The sequence below is a fragment of the Paenibacillus sp. FSL M7-1455 genome, assembly GCF_038004655.1.
Lineage (GTDB): Bacteria > Bacillota > Bacilli > Paenibacillales > Paenibacillaceae > Paenibacillus_AQ > Paenibacillus_AQ cookii.
Genome location: NZ_JBBORO010000001.1, coordinates 735,285 through 757,107, shown reverse-complemented (window position 1 = coordinate 757,107; position 21,823 = coordinate 735,285). Strand labels below are relative to the sequence as shown.

The following is a 21,823-nucleotide window of genomic DNA, read 5'->3' as shown; positions in this document are numbered from 1 at the left end:
AAATATAACCGCAACGGATGACAAGTTCCGAGGCCGCCCGACCCTTCCCGGGCCCAATAAAAAACCGCTCGAAACATCGAGCGGTTGTCTCCTTTTGAACCTCTATATTATGATTGCTGACTGGCGGCGATCGCCTGCTCCAGATCGTATAAAATATCGTCGATCGCTTCGGTGCCGATGGACAGGCGCAGCATTTCCGGATTGACGCCGGCCGCAATCTGCTCCTCTTCGGACAGCTGCTGATGCGTCGTGCTTGCCGGATGGATGATCAGCGACTTGGAATCGCCCACGTTGGCGAGGTGGGAGAACAGTTTGACGTTTTCGATCACTTTGCGTCCGGCCTCTTTGCCGCCTTTGATGCCAAACGTCAAAATCGCGCCTTGGCCTTTCGGCAGGTATTTTTTCGCGAGTTCGTACGAAGGATGGCTTGGAAGACCCGCGTAGCTTACCCACTCCACCGCGTCGTGGTTTTCCAGGAACTGCGCCACCTTCAGGGCATTTTGGCTGTGGCGCTCCATGCGCAAATGCAGCGTTTCAAGCCCTTGCAGCAGCATCCAGGAGTTGAACGGCGAAATCGTCGCGCCCATGTCGCGAAGCAGCTGCACGCGCGCTTTGATGATGTATGCCAGCGGTCCGACGGCTTGCGTATAAACGACGCCGTGGTAGCTTGGATCCGGTTCGGTCAGGCCCGGGAATTTGCCGCTTTGCGCCCAGTCGAATTTGCCGCCGTCGACGATGACGCCGCCGATGGACGTGCCGTGGCCGCCGATGAATTTCGTCGCCGAGTGGACGACCACATCCGCGCCGTGTTCGATCGGACGAAGCAAATACGGGCTTGGGAAGGTATTGTCGATAATGAGCGGAATGCCGTTGTCATGGGCGATTTGGGCCACGGCTTCGATGTCCAGCACATCCCCTTTCGGATTGCCGATCGACTCCGCGTACAGCGCTTTGGTCTTATCCGTGATCGCGGCGCGGAAGTTTTCCGGATTGCTTGCGTCGACGAAATGCACCTTGATGCCGAGCTTCGCCAGCGTGGTCGAAAACAGGTTGTACGTCCCCCCGTACAGCGTGGAGGAAGACACGATTTCGTCTCCCGCTCCTGCGATGTTCAATACGGAAAAGGTAATGGCCGCCTGTCCCGAAGAGGTCGCAAGGGCCCCCACTCCGCCTTCCAGCGCAGCCACCCGCTGCTCGAACACGTCGGTCGTCGGGTTCATCAGACGCGTGTAAATGTTTCCGAATTCCTTGAGCGCGAACAGATTCGCCGCATGCTCGCTGTCGCGGAATCCGTAGGACGTCGTTTGGTACAGGGGCACGGCTCGGGAAAGCGTCGTTGGATCGATCTCTTGCCCTGCATGCACGGCTAAGGTTTCAAAAGATAATGGACGTTCGTTGGACATGGTAAAATCCTCCCTTTTCTCGCATCAATCAATCGCCATTAGCGTCAATTTTTGGTTATATTTTCTCATACTCCCCAGCGTTTGAAAAGGTAAAAAATGATAATTCCTATTAAATTAATGAGAATTGTTTCATTTACGGCCCGAAACGGCCAAAAGACCGGGATTTCCGCGATCGGTTTCCTTGGCTGCATGCAAAAAAAAAACAGCCGCTTGGGCGGCTGTTCTAAAAAAAGAACCCTGAGAATATTAGAGAGAGTTGCCGATATCGAATCATGCCATATGAAGCTTTATGCATAATTCTATCGTTTGATTAGTAAGGGCTTATTTTAAATAAGCTTACCTTTCAATAGTGCAGAAAAAATCATAGCGCTTTTGCCCTGCCTTTGTCAAGTCCCGCTCCGCGAATATCGGCAAAAAAGCAATATTTCCCTGCAAGCGCAACGAATCGGCCCGATTCCCGTATTACTGATATATATTGACGTCCGGTCGTGAAAAGGCTACCATGACGACAACCATACAAGCCGGTCCGAAAACATATAAAACCATTATTCCGTTATATGCAGGAGGGTGATGAGCTTGCATTCTTCATCTAAAGAATTGGCAGACCGATATTGTGAACTTATGGACAGGTTACCTCGTCTCATCGATTACACGGGGATTGTCCGGCAGATGAAGTTGAGCACCACCGAAGCGTTTATTCTGCAATATCTGCACAATAACGGCAGCCAGCGCGGTACGGATATCGTGAAAGTGACGGGCCTGACGACCAGCGCAATCACGCAGATTTGCGACAAGCTGGTGCATGAAGGGCTGATCGAACGGAACCGCTCTGAAACTGACCGGCGCTACGTCAACATTACGATAACGGAAAAAGGAATGCAGGTGCTGAAGCAGCTCACGGACTTAAGCGCCGAGCGGATCGTTGAAACGGTGGAACGCTTTACGAACGAAGAGACCCACGAACTGCTTGACGCGATCCGCCAGCTGGGCGAACTGATCGAATACCAGCGGGGAGACGCCATGAAAGCTGCCAGGGGAACCCGATAAGGCGTTCCAACGGGCAGCCGGGTGCACGCAAACACATGCAAAAAAAGAAACACCATTGGATCGATGAGGGCAAGCTGCCCCGGCCAATGGTGTTTTTGGGTTTTACAGGATCCGGCTGCCGAATAAGGAGCCGATCAGTTCCACGGCCAGCTTCGAGGTCTGGTTGTTGCGATCCAGCAGCGGATTCACCTCCACGAAGTCGGCCGAAGTGACCGCCCCCGACTCGCTGAGCAGCTCGAGCAGCAAATGAGCCTCGCGGTAGCTGAGTCCGCCGCGGACGGGCGTCCCCGTTCCCGGCGCTTCGATCGGGTCGACGCTGTCGATGTCGAAGCTGAGATGCACGCCGTCGGTCCCCTGGCCCGCAATCCGGAGCGCTTCCCGAACCACCTGCTCGATGCCGAGCCGGTCGATTTCATGCATCGTGAAACAGGTCAGGCCGCAGGAACGGATAAGCGCCTTCTCGTCCCGGTCCAAATCGCGCGCGCCGATGATGACGCAATGCTCCGCTTTTAAGGAGGCGGCGCCTTCGGCGATTTGTTTCAGCTTCAAATGCGTAAGCCCCAGTCCTGCCGCTAGCGAGATGCCGTGCATGTTCCCCGACGGGCTCGTCGATTCGGTATTCAGATCGGAATGCGCATCGACCCAAATGACGCCCATGTTGCCGTAATGCCGGGTTAATCCCGCCAAGGAGCCGATGGCAATGCTGTGGTCGCCGCCCAGAACAAGCGGAATGCGGCCGTCTGCCACCGCTTCGGAGACCGCTTCGCCAAGCCGGGCGCATACGGCCAAAACCTCCTGAACATGTTTCATTTTGGTCCCGGCAGGCGAGCGGACGCCCTCCGGCAGGCGGATGGACCGATCCGCCTCGACATCGTAACCGAGACCCGCCAATTTTTTGGCGAGTCCAAATTTCATGATGCTGTCCGGGCCGTGTTCGCTGCCGGGCCGGCCTGCGCCGAGCCCGAACGGCACCCGGATGATGGAAATGGATTGCTCAGGCATATGGGTTCAAGCCCTCCCTTGATTGGCAAATACCTCCCCGATCCGGCTCAACGCGAAGTCGAGTTCTTCCTCGGCAATGACCAGAGGCGGCGCCAGCCGGATGGTCGTTTCATGCGTCTCCTTGCACAGCACGCCGATCCGGGCCAAAGCTTCGCAATACGGTCTGGCAGGCACCGACAGCTGCATGCCGATCAGCAGGCCTCGCCCGCGGACCGAAACGATATCGGGATGCAAGATCGATGTAAGCTTTTTCATAAACATGCGCCCAAGCGCCTCCGAGCGCTCCGCCAGCTTTTCCTCCTCCAACACGTCCAGCGCCGCAAGCGCGACCGCGCACGCAAGCGGATTTCCCCCGAAGGTCGAACCGTGCGAGCCGGGCTCGAACACGTTCATGATCTCCCCGTCGGCCGCGACCGCGGAAACCGGCAGGACGCCCCCTCCAAGCGCTTTGCCCAGAATATAGACGTCGGGAACCACGTCCTCCCAATCGCAGGCAAAGGTTTTGCCCGTCCGGCCGAATCCCGTCTGGATCTCGTCGGCGATAAAAAGGACGTTCCGTTTACGGCAAAGTTCATACGCCTCGGACAAAAAGCCTTCCGGAGGAAGGATGATTCCCGCCTCGCCCTGTATCGGCTCGACCAAAAACGCGGCCGTATCCGGCGTAATCGCGGCCCGGAGCGCTTCCAAATCGCCGTAAGGGATGCTTTTGAACCCCGGCGTGAAGGGGCCGAAATCGCGTTTGTACGCCGCTTCCGTCGAAAAGGAGGTGACGGTGATCGTCCGGCCGTGAAAATTGCCGTCGCAGACGATGATTTCCGCGCGGTTCTCCGGAACGCCCTTTACCCTGTACGCCCAGCGCCTCGCCAGCTTGAGGGCGGTTTCCACCGCTTCCGCGCCGGTGTTCATCGCGAGGATTTTTTCTTTTCGGGTGACTTCCGCCAGCCTCCGCACGAATGCCGCCAGCGCGTCGCTATGAAACGCCCTTGAAGTCAGCGTGACTTTATCCGCCTGCTCCTTAAGCGCCTGTATGATTTTAGGGTGGCGGTGTCCATGGTTCAGCGCGGAATACGCGCTCAGCAGATCCAGATAACGGCGGCCGGCCGCGTCCTCTACCCATACTCCTTCCGCCTTGGTTATCACGATCGGCAGCGGAAGATAGTTGCTTGCGCTGTGACAGTCCATCATTTGCAGTACCTGCTCCGTTGTTGCCATAGCTGCACATCCCATCATGTGATCTTTTCGCCCTGCTTACGTTCCTATCTTATTGGCGGAAAGCCGGTTTCATGATTCGTGAATTTCAGAACGCAAGCGTAAACGGCTTCGCCGTCTTTGGCGGGAGGAGTTTTACCTATGGCGGATGGAACAGGGTGGAACAAGGTGGAAAGATGATGGGGAACAGCAAAAAAAAGCACCGCCTTCCCCCGCTTGCTTGCAGGTAGAAGACCGGTGCTTTTTCGGTCATGCCCGTCCGCCATAGGGCGGAACGTTATTTTTTGGATTCGAGCGTCTCCAGATATTCGGAAATCTCGGCCGGCGTTTTGGCGAATTTGCTGTGCAAATGGGCCAGCTTTTCGCCGTTTTTATATACGAGAAGGCTCGGAATGCCGCGCACTTCGTTTTGGCTCGTAATCTCCTCGAACTGCTCCACGTCCATGGCGTAAAACTCTTTGTCCGCGTGTTTCGCCATGATGTCAGGCAGGAATTTGTCAAGCGTCTTGCAATCCGGACACCAGCTGGCATCGTATTTGATGACGGTCAGTTTGTCGCGGTTGATCAATTCTTCGTATTGCTGCTGCGTTTGAATTCGTTCCATGTTCTGTAATCCCCTTTACCCAGCGTCTTTTGCGGCTTCATCCGAGAAGCTTCCGTTCGGGAGCTGTCAATGAGTTTCGTCACAGCCCGAACCGTTCTCTTATTTTAGCCTTTTATGGCCGGGTTTGCAAAAGGGCTACATCGCATGCATGTCGTGACCGGGGGACGGCGTCTCCCATCCGGAGGGGCTGTGCCCGAGCCAGGCGGCGACGCATAACACGACGACCGGGAGGACGATGTAGATCATCCAGAACGAGTAGCGCACAGGCGCTCCGGGAGCGGGACTTTGGGCAGACGTGCGGACCGGCTTGACGGCGGCCGCCGCGGGTTGTTCCTCGCGGTGCTTGCGGTCCTGAATCAGGTAAATGACCAGAGCCGTGACGGCGATGTACATCGCATCCGTAATGAACAGCATGGCGTCCCACTGGCGCACGGGGATCATTTCCCCCAGCATCGCCCCGTGAACGCCGCCCATGATGCCCCCGCCGATTCCTTCCACGATGGCAAGCAGTCCGAGCGGCCTGCCGATCATGAACCCGATCGCAAAGCAAAAGACGATCGAAATTCCGGTCGACAGCACCAGATTTTGGGCAAACACCATGCCGAGAATGACGCCGATCGTCAAATTCGACATCAATCCGGTCGTCATCGCGACGACGGTGCCGGTCATATTTCCGAGCAAATGGCGGTTCATCTGGACGTACATGATGCATAACACCGTATAAATGAAGACAATCAGCATACTCATGTTCAACAGCATACGCATGGCTCCTTTCGCCCTGATGCAGCAGCGGAAGCCGCAGACAGCGCCCCGCATGGGCGCATGCTCCCATCCTCCGCTCCTTCCGCTCGTAAGAAGCTTATTCAGCCGCCGTTATCTTTATGCTGATAACCCGCGTTAGCGGCCAAAGGAACAGACCTTCTGAAAACGGGCCTTCTGCGCAATGCCATTTTCGTCCCCCGGGCGCCTGGATGCCATGGTTTAAGGCTTCCGCCCGTGCATGCGCCAATACTGGCGCTTTCCTTCGTCGCGAACCGTCACGCCCAATTTCGAAAGCTCCCGGCGCAAGTCCTCCGCGTCCTCTTTTTCGTCTCTGCCGATCGCTTTCTCCCGCGCCGCAAAAAGCGCGTTCGCGCTTGGCGAAAGGTCGGGGCATCCGGGCACCCATCTCGAATATTCGCCTTCGAAAGGGTCTTGCTCCCGCCAATCGTAGCCATGCCGGGTAAACGCCTCGGCCAGCTTCTTCCGCTTCGTCTCCGGTTTTTCCCGGTACAGCACCTGGCCGTCCGTCCCCAGCAGAACGAGCTGCTTATTGTCCACAAATACGGCGGCCACTTCCCCGTGCTTAAAAGACCGCTCCTTGCCGCGGATGCGCAGGTTGACCTCTTGATCGGAAAGGCGAATCTGCAGCGTTTCCCTCATGGCCACGAGCGAGATCCATCCTCCGACCAGGGCTCCGAGCGCAGCCGTGGCAAACGACACCCAGCCCCCTTGAAGGGAAGATACCAATTTGAGCGGGCCCTCGAAAGGAACCCACGGCAATTTTAACGCCCAATGGGCAAGCTTCGGAAGAAACCACCCGACTGCCGCACCCGCCACCGGGAAAAACGTCCAAACAACCGTTTTATCGGTCCGGGTCAGCCCTAATTCCGTAAATTCCATCACGTTATGCAATGACATTTCCCCCTTTTCGGAACACGCTGTTCACCGCTTCCTTCCATATGGTTTCATAGTCCAGTCGGATTCCCATCATCATGTAGCTCGTCATATTATCGATGGCAAGCGCCAGCAAATAGGCTTTGGCTTCCACGTTTTCCTGCGGAATCGCCCCGAGATCGGCCCCATGCTGCAGCAGCCCGCGAAAGCCGTCCAAAAACGCCTGCTGCATCCGGGCGACGCGATCGCCGTAAGGAGTGCCGCGGCCGGCCGTGAGCATGAACTCGTGGAGCAGCCGCATCGCTGCATGCAAATTGCCGTCATCCTCCGGAAACATGCGAAGGCCTCCCTGGTAGAGCTTCTCCGCAAAATTTCGTTCGTTGAAATCGGACACGGAAAAATACGCTTCAAAATGGTAGTCGCTGAACATAAATTCGAACACTTTTTCGACCAGTTCTTCTTTCGATGCGAAGTGGTAGTAGATCGACGGTTTCGTCATGCCGACCTCGGCCGCGATCATGGCGAGGCTTGTTTTTTCGATGCCGTGCTTCGCAAACAGCAGGGTCGCCGCCTCGATCAGCTGCTGCGAGGTCACTTCCCTTTTTTTCATGATGCCCCCCTTTTTTTACCTACCGATAGGTAAAATTTTATCCGCGCCTAAAGATGGCGTCAATAGTCTGTTTTAGGAAAACACCTATTGGCCAAAAACGGCGAATCATGGCATGAATCCTCCGAACGGCTCTTGGGCCGCACAAAAAAAAGAGGAGCCCCGGACGCGCCGCAGCTCCTTTCCTTCACGAATCAAGGGTAAATCTTCTCCCCGTTTTCCAGCATGCGGATGAATTCCTCTACCTTTCTTGCGCGGGTTTCGGGTTTCTTCGCGTTATGGATGCGAAACGCAATCGCGTACTTGTTTTGGCTGTTTAACGTGTCGTAAAACGCCTTGGCCTGCGGATGTTCGGCGAAGGCGGCCTCCAGCTCCGCCGGCAGCCCGCCGCGGCTTTGCGGCTTGTAGGCCGAATCCCAGCGTCCGTTGGCTTTGGCCGTTTCGATCGCCTGAAGTCCGGCCGGCTTCATCCGGCCCTCCGCGATCAGCCGCTCCGCCTTCTCCCGGTTGATCTCGGACCAGAGGCTGTCCTTTCCTCTCGGCCCGAAACGCTGAGCCCAGCTGCGCTCGTCGAGCGCCTCCTTGCGGCTGTCGATCCATCCGTAGCAGAGCGCGCTTTCCAACGCCTCGGCGTAGCTGACGGTAGCTAGCCCCGCGTTTTTTTTGGCGATTTGCAGCCTGACTCCGCGCGATTCAAGATGATTCGCATCAAGCCAAGCTTCCCATTCCTGCTGGTTTGCGCACAGCTGCAGCGGCCATTCCGCTTGTCCTCCGGATTTAGCCATCAGGATGCTCCTTTCCGTGTAGACGCGTTTTCACTTCTGAAATACGATGCTGTAAAAGGCTTCGGTCCATGGCCGCGTGCTTAATACCTGAAAACCGGTCTCCTTCAAGATGCGGGCCATATCGGCCGAGGAAACGCGATGGGCTTGCGGCGGCCCGCTCCCGGTGTCGGCGACCTCCCACTCGATGCACAGCGCCTTGCCTCCGGGCTTCAGCACGCGCCGGATCTCGCTCAGCCCTTGCGCAAGCGGCTCCACTTCGTGCAGCACCATCGAACAGATGACGGCGTCGACCTGCTCGTCATCGAGCGGGATTTGTTCGGCTTCGCCCTGGATGATTTCGATGTTGCCGTCGAATTCGCTTTCCTCCAAGCGGCTCAGCAGATAGTCCAGCATCTCGGATTGCGCGTCCAGCGCATACACGGTGCCGCTCGTTTTTTCAGCCGCCGGGAACGTAAAGTAACCTGCGCCGGCGCCGACGTCCAAAATATCCTCGCCGCCTTTCAGTTCAAGCAGGGCAAGAAGCTCTTCGGGCGGCAGCTTTTTGCGCCGTTCGGGATTGTCCAGTCTGGAGATCAGCGTCGGGTCGAATCGTTTGTCATGCATGGATCGTCCTCCTTGTCATGTTCGGGTGAGTCCATTCTAGCATTTCCCATCAATTGGATTCAATGAACGGAAATGCCATCCGCACGGTCGTTCCCCGCCCAGGCTCGGACTCCACCTGAATCTGCCCCTTGTGCGCAATCACGATCGCATGGGCGATGCTCATGCCCAGCCCGGCGCCGTCGGTCGTCTCATCCGTGCTCGTCCCCCGGTAATAGCGCTCGAACAGGTTGCGCTTCGTTTCCTCGTCCATCCCTTTGCCGTTATCCTCCACCGTGATCCATGCCTGCCCGCCGTCCTTTCCGGTCCGGACCGTAATCTCCGTTCCCTCCGGGTTATGCTTGACGGCATTGGTGAGGATATTGTCCAGCATCCGCCGGAACCATTTCGGATTCGCCAGGATCGCCAAAGCGCCGTCCCATTCCTCGAAGGAAAACGTAGCGGTATCCACCGTGGCGTCATTGACGTAACGGAGCACCGAACGGCGGACGAATTCGTTGAGCTCGATCGGCTGCAACGGAATTTGGATCGCTTTGTTTTTCAGCTGGAACGTCAGGGAAAAGTCCTGAAGCAGCTCCAGCATAAAATCCCCTTTTTCCCGGATCATGCGGCCCATCTCTTTCAGCTCGGCTTCATTCCAGGCGAACTGCCCGCTTTCGAGCAAATGGCCGTACCCTTGGATGGTCGACAGCGGCGTCCGCAGGTCATGGGATATGCCGGTCATCCATTCTTCCCGCGTCTGCTCAAGCATTTTCCTTTCCCGCTGGGAAGCGTCGAGTTTGGTGGCCATGTCGTAAAACCCGGCGATCACCTCTTTGTAAAGCCTGTACCGCATGCGGATTTTGCCGTTTTTGCGGAATACTTTTTTGCGCTCCTTTTCGGTCAGCGCTTCGCTGTAGCGACCTTGGCTCATGCGCTCGAACCAGCTCGCAAACAGCATCAGCGGCTGTCCGTAGCGGTAGCCGTGCCAAATGGAAATGCCGAACGTCAGCACAAGCACCGCCGCCCCGATCGCCACGAGCACGAGAATCACGTCATGGAAAAACGTCTGCTTCACGAATTCCTTCTCGGGCTTGCCTTGATGGAGCAGCCAGGTATAACCGGAGTTTTCGTCGAAATATACCGATAAATCCACCGGATATTTGCCCGGTTCCACCCGCATGGACACAAGCTCCAGCGCGCCGTATTTGCTTTTCTTCGCCTCGGCCTGTCCGACCGATTGCAGAATTTGCCCGGAAGGGCTCACGACCTGCAAATAATCCTTATCCCCCGTCAGCTCCGCCTTGATCTTGCTCTCCGCTTCCGGACGGATGCGCCCGCCGCTGCCATACTGCCGGAACCACTGCTCTAAACGCTGCGCGCCTACATCCTTCGAGCCCATCAGATACAGGACGGAATGCATACCGTCAGCCTCGCTCTCGAGCAACGTCTCCACCCGGTAGGGACCGAGACGCCGCGTTTCCTGGATGTGCAGCAGCTCCGCCGCTCCGTAGGAGGTTTTTAAATCCTCCCCCGCATTCACGTCATAAATGACGTTTCCCGATTCGTTCACGACCTGCAGCCAGTAGCCGCGTTCCTTCAGCAAACCTTGCCAGCGCTTATTCATGCTGACATGGTCGTTTTCAATAAAGGTTTCGGTCGTGATGCCGTCGAGCGCGCTGGTCGAAAACGTCCGCTTCAAATCCTGGTTCACGAGGTAACTGATCAAGGTCAAAAGCAAAACCGCCAAGGTGAGGATAATCATCACCCACAGCAGCAAAACCTGGTACGTAAAGTGCAGCGTCAAACGGGTCCGGATCCGCTTCATGCGTCCACCTTCATCAGCTTGTAGCCGAGGCCGCGGACCGTGACCAAAAGCTTGGGATCGCCGGGATCCTCCTCGATCCGCTCGCGGATTTTGCGGATATGCACCATGACGGTGTTGTCGTCCCCCAGCCCGTCGATGCCCCATACTTCCTCATACAGCTGCGATTTGGAAAAAACGATGCCGGGATGCTTGCATAAAAACAGCAGCAGCTGATACGCCTGGGCCGGGCACGGCATTTCCTTGCCGCCGACGATCAGCGTTCCCGCATATTCGTCCAGAACGAACCGCCCGAAATCGTACCTGCCGCGGGATTCCTCCGGTACGGCTTTCGCGGGGGCGGCGGCCACCGTTCTGCGGAGCCTTGCCTTGACGCGGGCGGCGATTTCCAGCGGATTAAAAGGCTTGGTGACGTAATCGTCCCCGCCGGTGGCAAAGCCGGTAAGCACGTCCAAATCCGAGGTCCGGGCCGTCAAATAAATGATATGCGCGTCGGACAGCCGCCGGATTTGCGGACACAGCTCGAACCCGGTCTGATCCGGCAGCATGACGTCCAGCAGGATAATATCGAAGGAATGGCGGGCAGCCAGCTCCAGCGCTTCTTGTCCGTTATAGGCCGCATAAATGTGGCGGAAGCCTTCTTTCCGCAGCACCATCTCGATGAGCTGAACGATCGATTTTTCATCGTCAACAAGCAAAATTTTGGCGTTATACATCGAAAAAACCACCTCAAATAGCATTGTATCAGACCGTTCTTAATTCCAGCTAAACAAAAAAACGGCGGCTTTAGCCAGCGTTAAGGTTTCCTTTAGCTTCGCTTCAATGGGGGTTGGTATTGTGGTCGTGAGGTGATAACGTTGACGACACGCAAAAGGGTTCGTCTGATCGACGGCTTGCGGGGATTCAGCCTGCTGGGCATCCTGCTTGCCAACATGCTTATTTTTCAATACGGAATGTTCGGAAAAGACATCTTGCATCTATTCCACGTTCCGGCCGCCGACGCGGCGGCGCACAACATTCTCCAGGTGCTGGTCGAAGGCAGCTTTATGCCGATCTTCGCCTTTGTGTTCGGGTTCGGCATGATCAAGATGAAGGAAAGCTTAAACGCCAAAAACCGCAAGGCGGGCTGGCCGTTGGCGCGGCGTTTTGCGATGCTGATCGCCTTGGGCCTTCTCCACAGCACGTTTTTGTGGGACGGGGACATCCTGTTGTTTTACGGCGCGATCGGCCTCCTGCTGCTGATCTTCATGAACCGAAAACCGAAGACGCTGATGGTGTGGAGCATCATTTTCCTGACGGTGACGGGGCTGATCGGACTGGCGCCCGAAGATAAGGCCGACAAAGAAATGCAGGCGATGAACCACCGGATCGAAAATTACGTTCAATCGACGGTTACGCTGTACGCCGAAGGTTCCTATGCGGAAATCAAACATGACCGGAATACGGCCAATCCGCTCGGCAACGACGGCGCATTCATTCTGGTTATGGTCCTGCTTTCCCCGCTGATGACAGCGCCGATGTTCCTGATGGGGATGTATTCCGCGAAAAAGGGATGGTTTGCCGACCCTGACGAAAACAAAGGCATGTACCGGAGAGGGATGCTGATTTTTATTCCGCTCGGACTCGCGATGAAATCTTTCCATCTGTTATTCCCGGAAATGATCGGTGCGGGCACCGGGGAAATGCTAGGCGGGTTCGCGCTGTCGATCGGATATATCATGGGCTTTTCCTTATGGTACGCGAAGTTGGCCCCCTCCCCTTTAATGGAGCGGTTTGAAGCCGTCGGCAGGCTTTCCTTGACCAACTACCTGATGCAAACGGTCATCTGCACGACGCTTTTTTACGGCTACGGGCTCGGCTGGTTCGGCAAGGCCGGCGTCATCGCCGGCTGCGGGCTCGGGCTCATCATTTACGGCGTGCAGCTGCTTGCCAGCGGATGGTACCTGACACGGTTCAAATCCGGGCCGGTGGAGCGGGTGCTGAGAATGTGGACGTATTTTTCGTTGGACGGAAAAGCCAAGCGTAAAAAGGCCAAAACGATGGCCGTAGAGGCCTAAAAGCACGTACAGAAAGAGAAATTGGCCGCTGCTTGAGACGGGGTACATCGAAGCGTGCACGGTATGACGGGCAATCGGCGCGGAACGTTCAGTCTTCGGACTCCCGGCGCTGCTCCTGGCATTCAAAGCATTCCAGCGTTTGGTCCTCCTGCACCGTTCCGTTCAAAAAGCCGTTCTCGCAATAAATCGCTTTGCCGCAGCCGCGGCAGTTGCCGATGAATTCCTGCATGGATCATGCCTCCGCTCATTGGGGATTAGAAAAAGGTTAGACATCTCTCTGCATGGCTCCATGTTACCATGGAAACGCATGCGGGGGCAGCAAAAAAACGGGCGCTCCTTGGTCATAGCCCCGTCAAGTAGACAATAAAAAAAGAGAAATTTTCATTAAGCGGCGACTTTTTCCCGAAATTCAATCGGGGAGAGGTTGCCGAGTTTGTTTTGGAAACGTTCCTTGTTGTAAAACGAAATGTACTCCGTAATTTGGAACCTTGCTTCCTCTAAATTTTGAGGCTTCTCCAGATACAACTTTTCGGTTTTAAGATGAGAAAAGAAAGACTCGACACAAGCGTTGTCAAAGCAGTTCCCACGTCGGGAATGGCTCCCTGTGAGTCCTTTCTCTTCCAGCAGTTTGGCATAGCTTTGTGTCGTGTATTGAAACCCTTGGTCTGAATGGAGTAAGGCAGGTCCACACTGGAGTCTCTTCACGGTATCCGTGACCAGTTTTAAATCATTGCGCTCGGAGAGTTCCCAGGACACAATTTCGTTGTTGTACAAATCCATGACAACCGAGAGGTAGGCAAACTCATGTCCGATCCGGACATAGGTAATATCAGTCACGAGCTTCTTCTGAGCAGCCCCGGACGTGAAATCCCGATTTAAGACATTACGAAACAGCACGGACGGTTTTCGGCCAGCAAATGGACGTTTTTTGCGAATCACAGAACGAATATGAAGTTCTCTCATCAAGCGTCGAACTTTCTTGTGATTCACCACAAACCCTTCTTTAGCTAGAGCCGTGCGCATCCGTTTGTAGCCGAAATACGGACGAAGTCGATGAATGCTCAGGATATGTGCCTTTAGATCTGCATCTTGATCTGCCCGTTTCACTCTGAGGACAATATTCTTCTTCCATTTATAGTAGCCTGCACGTGAAATTTCAGCGATTCTGCACAGCCAAGTCACGGGAGCCCACTTGCTTACTTCTCGAATGGACTGGCACCGGGCTTCGAAATCCAACTTCCCTCCCCGTGCAAATTCGGATTGAGCTTTTTTAGATATTCTACCTGCGCTTTCAAATACGCATTTTCTTCTTCTGCGCTACTAAAATGCTTCTTCGTCCAACGTCCTCGGTAATCCTTAAAGCTCTCTCCGTTTTGGCTTTTACGAACCCAAGTGATGATTTGGGTCTCACTCTTGATTCCGAATTTCTCCATGATTTGACTGTACGTCCAGCCTTCTTCGACTCGCAGACGGACGGCTTCTTTCTTTGTTTCTTCACTATATCGATTAAAGGTTTGCCCTTTCTTCGCTGGCATACAAAAATCCCCTCCGGTTTCCAGTGTTTGAGTTCATTGTAACATGATCTCTTTTTTCACTGTCTACCATGAGGGGATGATACCACCTTCCCAGGAGAACGCCCGTTTTTTCTTCATGCATACTGTTCATGCCAACCTTGCTTTTCAGGCGTGCGTCAGCTTCTTCTGACGCGTCCGAAAAACAGCGAAACGATAAACAAAATGAGGAAAATGAAGAACAAAACCTTCGCGACGCCGACGGCCGCCGACACGATGCCGAAGAAACCGAAAATCCCGGCGACAATGGCTATGATCAAAAATAGAAATGCCCATCCTAACATATCAATCACCCTTTTCTATCAAAGTTTGGTGCGATACTTACTTGTAACCGCTCTGCGGCCGATTGAACCGGAAAAAGGATCATAATCATATTCCGGATTTTGTCATATGCTTATTGTAAACGCATTCACAAAGCCCTATTGTAAAATAAAGGAGGGACGATCCATGAAGACGGATGCCGGGAAAACCGTCCATGCAGATGGCGGCGGCTCTTCCGCGAGCCCGGACCTTACGGAGCTGACGCCGAATTACCGCGTGGATTTGCGTCCGCATGTTTCCCGCGAATACCAGAAATTCGTTTGCCTCAATCCGGTCCGCGACTGGTCCGTGTTGGCTTGGAAAGACGTCGGCAAGCCTTATGAGGTCACAACCGTCGCCCGGGACCGCAAAGCATGGGAACAAGCGCACGACGCGCCGATGGACGCCCATACGGCCTGGACTTATTTCAACCGCTCTTTTCATCAATGGTTCGTCAAAGACGTGCCGGCCGAAATCGACCGGAGCAAGGAAGCGTTTTTCCAAAGTTTAAAGGCTTTTAAAATGAAGGAAATCCGCGAGGCTCTCGGAGAGGCCTTCCGCATCCATCTATGGAATTACGTGCACCGCATCCAGGACGGCATCTGGGATCCGCGGGGAAAGCGGGCGTTATTCGAGGGCTTGGACGTGGAAAAGCCGAAGATTCTGTTCCTGGGCGCAGCCGAAGGTTACGAAGCGATGCAGCTTGCGGCGATGTACCCCGGGGCGGAGGTGGTGCTGGTGGACTACGACGAATACTGCCGCAGCACCCGTTTTGCCGAGTTCCCGGAAAGTTATCCCTTCCTCGGCGACAATCCCGGGACCGGCGGCCCGAAGGTCTATTTCAAAACCGATTTCAACATCGAATACGTGGTGAGCGATATCCGGCTTCTGCCATTCGGCAAGGAATTCGACCTCGTGCTGTCCGTCGGGCTGCTGGAGCATTTCCCGGATGAGATGAAACCGGAAGTGGTCGACTGGCATCGCCGCTTTTTGAAGCCCGGAGGTTATGCCGTCATGACGACGCCCAGAAACCAGCTGCGCTCCCGCCTGTTCTACCGGATCATGGCCGACGTGATGAACCATACGTACCGCGAATTGATGGCCGTTCAGCAGATGGGGCTTTATATTTACGAAAACGGCTTTGACATCCGCCGCCACGGCTGCATCAAAGTCCATAACGGCGTCGTGGCGAAGGTCAGATAAGCCGCCATCGGATGCGGGATAATGCTTCAAACAGGATTCATAAGGCAAAAAATTATTCACATGAAAGAAATAAGCCTACTCCCGGATCATGCCAAGCGGAATAGGCTTATTTAGGTTTGCAACCGGCAGGCGGCATGTCCGCCTTACATCGATTGCCCCGCGTCCACCGTAATGATTTGCCCCGTCAGCGCTTCCTGCTCCAGCGCGGCGCAGATCATATGGGCGATGTCCTCGGGAGATGCGGTTTCCCCCAGCAGCAGGCTGCCCGCCAGCTGTTCCATTTGCCGCTCGCGGCCTTCCCACCATCTCGTCAGCACGGCGCCGGGAGCGACGGCGTTCACGCGGATATGCGGCGCAAGCGCCTTGGCGAGCGAACGGGTCAAACCGTGCACGGCCGCTTTGGAAACCGCATAGGGAAGCGACGACCCCGTCCCCGTAATGCCGGCGATGCTGCCGACGTTGACGATGGCCCCTCTCCCCTGCTTTTTCATGTAAGGAGCGGCTGCCCGCGCGCAGTAAAACATGCCCTTCACGTTGATCCCGAACAGTTCGTCCCACGCCTCGTCGCTGATGCTTTCAAGGTCGTCCATCGCAATATGGCGGGTCACGCTGGCGTTGTTGACGAGCAGGTCGATGGTTCCCCACCGCTGCGCAACGGTTTCTGCCATCGCCTTCACCTCCGGCTCGCGGGAGACGTCCGCCCGAATGGCAAAAGCCTGCCCTCCCCGGCTCTGAATGAGGCGCACCGTCTCCTCCGCTTCCTGTGCCGACCGAGAATAATTGACGGCCACGGACGCCCCGCGTTCCGCCAACAAAAGGGAAACCGCCCTCCCGATGCCCGTGCCGCCGCCGGTAACCAAAGCTTTTTTACCTCGTAAGTCCATTTGGAACCCTCTCCTTTCATTTCATTGGTTTGCGCCTTTGAGCGCTTGGGGCTTCCACGCTTCCGCAATCGCGCCCTCTATAACATCATGCTTCCGGAGCAAGCTGGGCCACTCCGTTGCCAAACGACCAGTTTTCCTGCGTGTTTTCCGTCAAAATGATCATCACATCCTGCGGGCGAACCTTCGCATTCATCTCCAGCAGCTCTGTCATGCGGGCATACAGCGCTTGTTTTTTGCGCAGCGGACGCCCTTCCTTCATCGTGATTTGAACGAACATTTGCTGCTCCGACCTGGAGATGTTCATGTATCCCGTATCGTATAACAATTCGCCCGGCGGGTGCGGGGTAATGACCTGAAAATAATCGTCCTCCGGGACATCGATCGTTTCGACCATGGCCTGATGGATCGAGCGGCTGATCACGGACAGTTCTTCCTTGGATTTCCCGTGATGCAGATCTATGCGTACAAACGGCATGCTCTAACGCCTCCTTGATGATGTATTGCCGGCAAAATCATTGTATCCGACCCCGATCTATCTGTATAATTGAATTATATGAATTAATAATTCAAAAATATTGAACAATTATGGAGGGACCATGGACCTTAAAGCCGTCAAAACCTTTCATCGGATCGTAGCGCTTGGAGGCTTCAACCGTGCGGCGGAGGAACTCAATTATGCCCAGTCCACCGTGACGATGCAGATCCAAAAGCTTGAAGCCGAGCTCGGCGCGCGGTTGATCGAACGCGGCAAAACCTTTGAGCTGACCGAAGCGGGCCGCCTCTTTCTGGAACAAAGCGCGCCCATCGTACGGGACATCGACCAGCTCCAGGACACGATAACGGGGCTCGCCCTCGGGGAAACCGGCGACGTACGGCTCGGCGTGGTCGAACCGATCGCCAGCTACCGGCTGCCGGACATTCTGGCCGGGTTTCTGCGGGACTACCCCAAAATTCGCGTGTCCGTGACGATCGCCAATTCTCCAACGTTATGCCGGCAGCTTCACCGCGGCGAATTGGATCTGGCCTTATGTTCCCCGCCGCCGTTCGGGACGGATCTGCATTTTGAGCCGGTGCTCACGGAGCGGTTCGTCGTCCTGCTCCCGGAAAATCATCCGCTCACGGACAAGCGCGAGATCGCCGTTTCCGATTTGCGGAAACACCGTCTGCTCATCACCTCGGCCGACTGCCCGTACCGCCGCAAGCTCGAGACGCTCCTGCAGGAGTCGGGCGGGCATCCCCCGGATACGGTCGAGATCGGCAGCATGTCGGCCTTGAAATATTACGTCAAAAGCGGCATCGGATGCGCCCTCGTCCCCTGGTCCGTATTATGTCCCCAGCCTGACGGAACGGCGGTCCGGCCGCTGCAGGAGGACCGGATCGATCTCACCTGCGGCATCGTATGCAAGGCGGCCGAGTACCCGCCGCGCCTCGCTGCGGGGAAGCTGTACCGCTGGCTGAAAGAGGAGCTGGCACGGAGCGCGGCCTCCTCCGCCGTCGGCACGCAGCCGTAAATAACGTCGACCGATGCACTTGCACGGAAAAACCCGGGGCGCAAGCCCCGGGTTTTTGCCATGTTCGTATAATTTGGCCCGATCTCTTCTTCTCCTAATTCAACCGCACTTCGACCGGATCGGAATTGATTCGGCTGCCGACCGCGCGGATCACGAACTCGTAGGTTTCCGATGCCTTGATGTTTCCGACCGAAAAGCTGTAGTCGGTTTTGCCCGCTTCGGCTTTCACGTACGCGTTCCAATACGGTTTGATTTTGCCGTTTTTCTCGTAAATGCGGAAACCTCGAACGGGCTCGCTGCCCGAAGACGGCGCTTTCCACGAAAGGACGGCTTTGCCGCCGCTTTGTTGGACCGACGCGTTTTGGACTTTGGCCGGCTTCGTATCCGTCCGCTTGATGCCGTATTGATCGTACAGCTTCACGCCGTTGTCGCCCGGCTTTTCGTCTTTTTTGGCCGCGGTGTAAGCTTTCATTTTCAGCACGTCGCCGGAAACGGACACGTCGGTGAACATCTTTTTGTTCGGCTGGGCGTCGATCGCCGCGAAATAATCGTTATACCCCGGATATTTCGTATAGAACTTATCCCCGAGCGCGTTGGACATCAGGTATACCGTACCTTTCGGGTTGACGGCATTGCCCTCTGCATCGTACGTGATTTGGCTGGTCGGGACCACCTTGTCATCAAGCATTTGGTACGATCTCATGTACATATGGTCATGCGCTTCGAACACCATGTCGATGCCCATTTCGTCAAAGGCGGGAACGAGCACCCTTTTATAAAACTGGACCCGGTCGTCCTCCCACTCCCCGGCATTGTCGCCCGCAGAATACGGCCCTTTGTGGAAGGCGACGAATTTCCATTTGGCGTTGCTTTTGGCGACGACGTATTTCATCCATTCGACCTGATCGGCAAACTGCGGATCCTGCTCCTTGATGTCTTTGCCGTTGCCCGCAAGCTCCCCGGCATATTGGGAGTTGAACACCAGGAACAGCGCGTCGCCGTACTCAAAGGAGTACACCGAGCCGTCATGCGTATTTGCGACCACCTGCTTCGGCAGATTGAAATGATGATAGAAATTCGAGTTCGGCGTCGTCTCGTCGCCGTCGTAATCCTGCACCTCGTGGCCGCCAAGCACCGGAACGATCGGCACGTTCAGCAGCTGGTCCTGCGCAACCCCCAGCATCCACTGCCACTGCTCTTCGAGGTCGCCGTTATCGACCAAATCTCCCGCATTGATGAGGAATTTCGGGTTGCCGATCGTTTGCACGGCTTTCTTGAACGTATCCGCCCACGGCTCGAAATCCGTTTTGCTGGAAGCCTGCGAATCGGAACCGACGATGAAGCGGAACGGCTGGGCTCCCGCCGCGTCCGTCGTAAAGCTGCCCACCGCGCTCCAGCTGTCCGCCGCGCCGCTGCCGACGCGGTATTTGTACGCCGTCCCCGGCACCAGCCCGGCCGCCGTCGCTTTATGGCTGTAAAATTTCTTCTTCTTGTTCGAAGTCCGGTCCGCTTTGGTGACATAGGTTTGAACTTCCTCGGTCGCCCCTTGGAACGTCAACGCCTCCTGTTCCGGGAAGCCGCCTCCCGCAGCCTTTGAAGCCTCGACGACCTGCACGACCGACGGCGTCGTCACATCGGTATACCAGGCAAAGGAACGGCTGGTTTTGGCGTCCCCGTTCAAAGTCATGTTGATCAGCTTCGGCACGACCGCCGTGCCCTGCGTATTTTGGATCGTAAAGCTCCACGACAGATCCTGGGACAACGGAACCTGGTCATCCCTGCCCCTTACCAATTCCTTTGGCACTTTGACCGTGTAGGTTTGACCGTAGGCAAAGGCCGGATGTTTAATGTTCAACGTGTTGCCGTTGACGACTTCCACGGTTACGGACCCGAGCGGGTTATTGTTTTTGTCCGTGATGCTGACGCCAGAACCCGCGTTCAAGGAAACCGCCTTGTTGAACGTGACCGATACCGGAGCGGATGGGAGCACGCTGCTTTCGCCCGGTTTCGGCGATTGGCTCAGAACGGTCGTCGGCGTTTCTCCCGGTCCGTTTCCTTGCGTTTTTCCCGTCACGCGAATGTCCTTGATCAGGCTGGAGCCCGTGCTGCCGATGCCTTGGCTGCCCTTGGTGTTCGTATTCGAGCTGACGACCCAGCGGATATACAGCAGGTCCCGGTCATTGGCCGCTGCCGGCAGGGCGGCCTCCTTCAGCTTGCAAGCGTCATTGGCGCAGTTGAAGCTGGACAGCGACATTTTCAGCGCCGTGCCGGGCACATCCGTCCAGTTCTGGCTGTCGCTGCTGATCTGCACCTTAAAATCGCGCGGCCCCGTCCCCGACGAGGTTTGCTGCGAGGACACCGCGATTTGCTCGTACCCTTTGGTGGAAAGGGCGGCGAGCCAGTATTTTTTGCCGCTGCCGTTATCCCACCCCTGATAGCTGATCGAATGCTGGCCGGCGTCGTAATCCTCGAAATAACCGCCGACGTTGCGGAAGCTCGAGGAGCCCTGATTTACGCCGCCCGTTGCCGGGAACACGCCTCCGGTCCCGGAATTCGAAAAAATCCACTCGGCCAGCACGGCCTGCTCCTGCGGAGGAGTTGCGCCCAACGTTTTCACGTTTACCGCAGCGCTCGGGCCCGATTCGTTCCCTGCCGCATCGAAGGCCGTCACGGTGTACTTGTATGCCGTGTTTGCCTCAAGCCCGGAATCGGTATAAGATACGCCGTTCGTGCTGCCTGCTTTGGTGCCGTCCCGATAAACGTTGTATCCCGTGACGGCGACGTTGTCCGTCGATGCGGACCAGGTCAGTTTCACGCTGCCGAACGTCACTTCGCCGGCCGCCAAGCTTCCCGGAACGCTGGGAGCTTCCTGGTCGGAACCGGGAGTCGTTTCTTTCGGTTCTCCTGTCACCGTAATCGAGATCAACTGGCTCGAACCCCGGTCCCCGATGGTCGAGCCGCTCGTGCTGGCATCCGTGACGACGAGCCAACGGATATACAGCTGCGCCTGATCATAAGCCGCCGGCGGCAGCGGGATCTCGTTCAATGCGGAAGGCGTATCCGGACTCAGGACCAGATCGGGCACATTCGTTCCGCTCCCCGTTATATTCGTCCAGTTTTCCCGGTCCGTGCTGAACTGCACCCTGAAATCGCGCGGTCCGGTCGTCCCTCTCCCTTGCTGCGCGGAAGAAAGCGCAATATTGTGATAACCTTTGGTCGACAGGGAAGCTAGCCAATATTTTTCCTTCCCTGCTTCCGGATGCCAGCCCTGATAACGGATGGCTTTGAGATCATTGTCCCAATCGTAATATAGCCTTGGAGGAACAGGCTGAAGATTCGAGGCTTGTTGGTGCACCCCGCCCGTTGCCGGGAACACGCCCAAATCCGTCGGATTGGAGGCGAATTTCCATTCCGCCAGCGGAACCGGAGCCGCTTTGCCGTCGGCATGCGATGTTCCCTGTATCGGCAATGCCAGCACGAACACGGCTAACAGCAGTGATAAAACCTTTTGACACCTTTTCCACGAAAACGTACCCATGCGCATCTCCTTTCCCTATCCACCGCAAAATTAAATCGCTTT

21 protein-coding genes are annotated in these 21,823 nt (G+C 56.0%); 4 read left to right on the top strand and 17 right to left on the bottom strand.

What is annotated here, in order from left to right:
• Nucleotides 1-107: 107 nt before the first annotated feature.
• Nucleotides 108-1,403 carry a homocysteine synthase gene (locus NYE48_RS03305; protein WP_340996872.1) on the bottom strand — a complete coding sequence of 432 codons (1,296 nt, stop codon included), beginning with the start codon at nt 1,401-1,403 and terminating at the stop codon, nt 108-110.
• A gap of 669 nt (nt 1,404-2,072) precedes the next feature.
• Between NYE48_RS03305 and NYE48_RS03300 the strand changes: the two genes are divergently transcribed.
• Nucleotides 2,073-2,450, top strand: coding sequence for a MarR family winged helix-turn-helix transcriptional regulator (locus NYE48_RS03300; RefSeq protein WP_052147143.1), 378 nt, complete (start codon nt 2,073-2,075; stop codon nt 2,448-2,450).
• A 102-nt stretch (nt 2,451-2,552) separates the two neighbouring features.
• On the opposite strand, the gene rocF is transcribed toward NYE48_RS03300, so the two are convergent.
• The 10 genes from rocF to NYE48_RS03250 form a co-directional block, all read right to left on the bottom strand.
• Nucleotides 2,553-3,452, bottom strand: coding sequence for an arginase (rocF, locus tag NYE48_RS03295; protein WP_340996869.1), 900 nt, complete (start codon nt 3,450-3,452; stop codon nt 2,553-2,555).
• 6 nt (nt 3,453-3,458) lie between these two features.
• Entirely contained in the window at nt 3,459-4,664 is a 1,206-nt protein-coding gene (locus NYE48_RS03290; protein WP_036712810.1) for an ornithine--oxo-acid transaminase, read from the bottom strand.
• A 274-nt stretch (nt 4,665-4,938) separates the two neighbouring features.
• On the bottom strand, nt 4,939-5,265 hold the full coding sequence (locus NYE48_RS03285; protein WP_036712809.1) for a thioredoxin family protein: 327 nt from the start codon (nt 5,263-5,265) through the stop codon (nt 4,939-4,941).
• A gap of 135 nt (nt 5,266-5,400) precedes the next feature.
• Nucleotides 5,401-6,024, bottom strand: a complete 624-nt coding sequence (locus NYE48_RS03280) for a hypothetical protein (RefSeq protein WP_212951888.1) — start codon at nt 6,022-6,024, stop codon at nt 5,401-5,403.
• A 222-nt stretch (nt 6,025-6,246) separates the two neighbouring features.
• A complete protein-coding gene (locus tag NYE48_RS03275) occupies nt 6,247-6,945 on the bottom strand; it encodes a YqeB family protein (protein ID WP_340996864.1) in 699 nt (232 codons plus the stop codon).
• The gene (locus NYE48_RS03270; RefSeq protein ID WP_036715672.1) at nt 6,932-7,531 is read right to left on the bottom strand and encodes a TetR/AcrR family transcriptional regulator; all 600 of its coding nucleotides are present in this window, start codon (nt 7,529-7,531) and stop codon (nt 6,932-6,934) included. Before NYE48_RS03270 ends, NYE48_RS03275 begins: the two co-directional genes overlap by 14 nt.
• A gap of 191 nt (nt 7,532-7,722) precedes the next feature.
• Nucleotides 7,723-8,313: a YdeI/OmpD-associated family protein gene (locus tag NYE48_RS03265; protein ID WP_340996863.1), complete on the bottom strand. Its 591-nt coding sequence runs from the start codon at nt 8,311-8,313 to the stop codon at nt 7,723-7,725.
• Between the two features lie 30 nt (nt 8,314-8,343).
• On the bottom strand, nt 8,344-8,916 hold the full coding sequence (locus tag NYE48_RS03260) for a class I SAM-dependent methyltransferase (protein WP_036715671.1): 573 nt from the start codon (nt 8,914-8,916) through the stop codon (nt 8,344-8,346).
• Nucleotides 8,917-8,965: 49 nt separating this feature from the next.
• Entirely contained in the window at nt 8,966-10,720 is a 1,755-nt protein-coding gene (locus tag NYE48_RS03255) for a sensor histidine kinase (RefSeq protein WP_340996861.1), read from the bottom strand.
• Entirely contained in the window at nt 10,717-11,433 is a 717-nt protein-coding gene (locus NYE48_RS03250) for a response regulator transcription factor (protein ID WP_036715670.1), read from the bottom strand. The genes NYE48_RS03255 and NYE48_RS03250 overlap by 4 nt, the downstream gene beginning before the upstream one ends.
• 132 nt (nt 11,434-11,565) lie before the next feature.
• Between NYE48_RS03250 and NYE48_RS03245 the strand changes: the two genes are divergently transcribed.
• A complete protein-coding gene (locus NYE48_RS03245; protein WP_445323940.1) occupies nt 11,566-12,774 on the top strand; it encodes a DUF418 domain-containing protein in 1,209 nt (402 codons plus the stop codon).
• Between the two features lie 88 nt (nt 12,775-12,862).
• Here NYE48_RS03245 and NYE48_RS03240 read toward each other — a convergent pair whose 3' ends face one another.
• The 3 genes from NYE48_RS03240 to NYE48_RS03230 all read right to left on the bottom strand — a co-directional run bounded on the left by NYE48_RS03240 (nt 12,863) and on the right by NYE48_RS03230 (nt 14,629).
• Nucleotides 12,863-13,003 carry a hypothetical protein gene (locus tag NYE48_RS03240; RefSeq protein WP_197070095.1) on the bottom strand — a complete coding sequence of 47 codons (141 nt, stop codon included), beginning with the start codon at nt 13,001-13,003 and terminating at the stop codon, nt 12,863-12,865.
• Nucleotides 13,004-13,158: 155 nt separating this feature from the next.
• A protein-coding gene (locus NYE48_RS03235; RefSeq protein WP_445323939.1) for an IS3 family transposase occupies nt 13,159-14,309 on the bottom strand; the annotation gives its coding sequence in 2 pieces (ribosomal slippage) (nt 13,159-14,048 and nt 14,048-14,309; 1,152 coding nt in all).
• Between the two features lie 155 nt (nt 14,310-14,464).
• On the bottom strand, nt 14,465-14,629 hold the full coding sequence (locus tag NYE48_RS03230) for a DUF1328 domain-containing protein (RefSeq protein WP_036715957.1): 165 nt from the start codon (nt 14,627-14,629) through the stop codon (nt 14,465-14,467).
• A 163-nt stretch (nt 14,630-14,792) separates the two neighbouring features.
• On the opposite strand from NYE48_RS03230, the gene NYE48_RS03225 reads away from it, so the two are divergent.
• Nucleotides 14,793-15,848, top strand: coding sequence for a class I SAM-dependent methyltransferase (locus NYE48_RS03225; RefSeq protein WP_340996857.1), 1,056 nt, complete (start codon nt 14,793-14,795; stop codon nt 15,846-15,848).
• A gap of 143 nt (nt 15,849-15,991) precedes the next feature.
• Here NYE48_RS03225 and NYE48_RS03220 read toward each other — a convergent pair whose 3' ends face one another.
• Nucleotides 15,992-16,732 carry an SDR family NAD(P)-dependent oxidoreductase gene (locus tag NYE48_RS03220; RefSeq protein WP_212951893.1) on the bottom strand — a complete coding sequence of 247 codons (741 nt, stop codon included), beginning with the start codon at nt 16,730-16,732 and terminating at the stop codon, nt 15,992-15,994.
• Between the two features lie 85 nt (nt 16,733-16,817).
• Entirely contained in the window at nt 16,818-17,207 is a 390-nt protein-coding gene (locus NYE48_RS03215) for a tautomerase family protein (protein ID WP_036715001.1), read from the bottom strand.
• Between the two features lie 121 nt (nt 17,208-17,328).
• Between NYE48_RS03215 and NYE48_RS03210 the strand changes: the two genes are divergently transcribed.
• A complete protein-coding gene (locus NYE48_RS03210; RefSeq protein ID WP_036715003.1) occupies nt 17,329-18,243 on the top strand; it encodes a LysR family transcriptional regulator in 915 nt (304 codons plus the stop codon).
• A gap of 94 nt (nt 18,244-18,337) precedes the next feature.
• Here the strand turns inward: NYE48_RS03210 and NYE48_RS03205 are convergent, their stop codons facing one another.
• Nucleotides 18,338-21,781, bottom strand: a complete 3,444-nt coding sequence (locus NYE48_RS03205) for a fibronectin type III domain-containing protein (protein ID WP_340996852.1) — start codon at nt 21,779-21,781, stop codon at nt 18,338-18,340.
• Nucleotides 21,782-21,823: the final 42 nt, after the last annotated feature.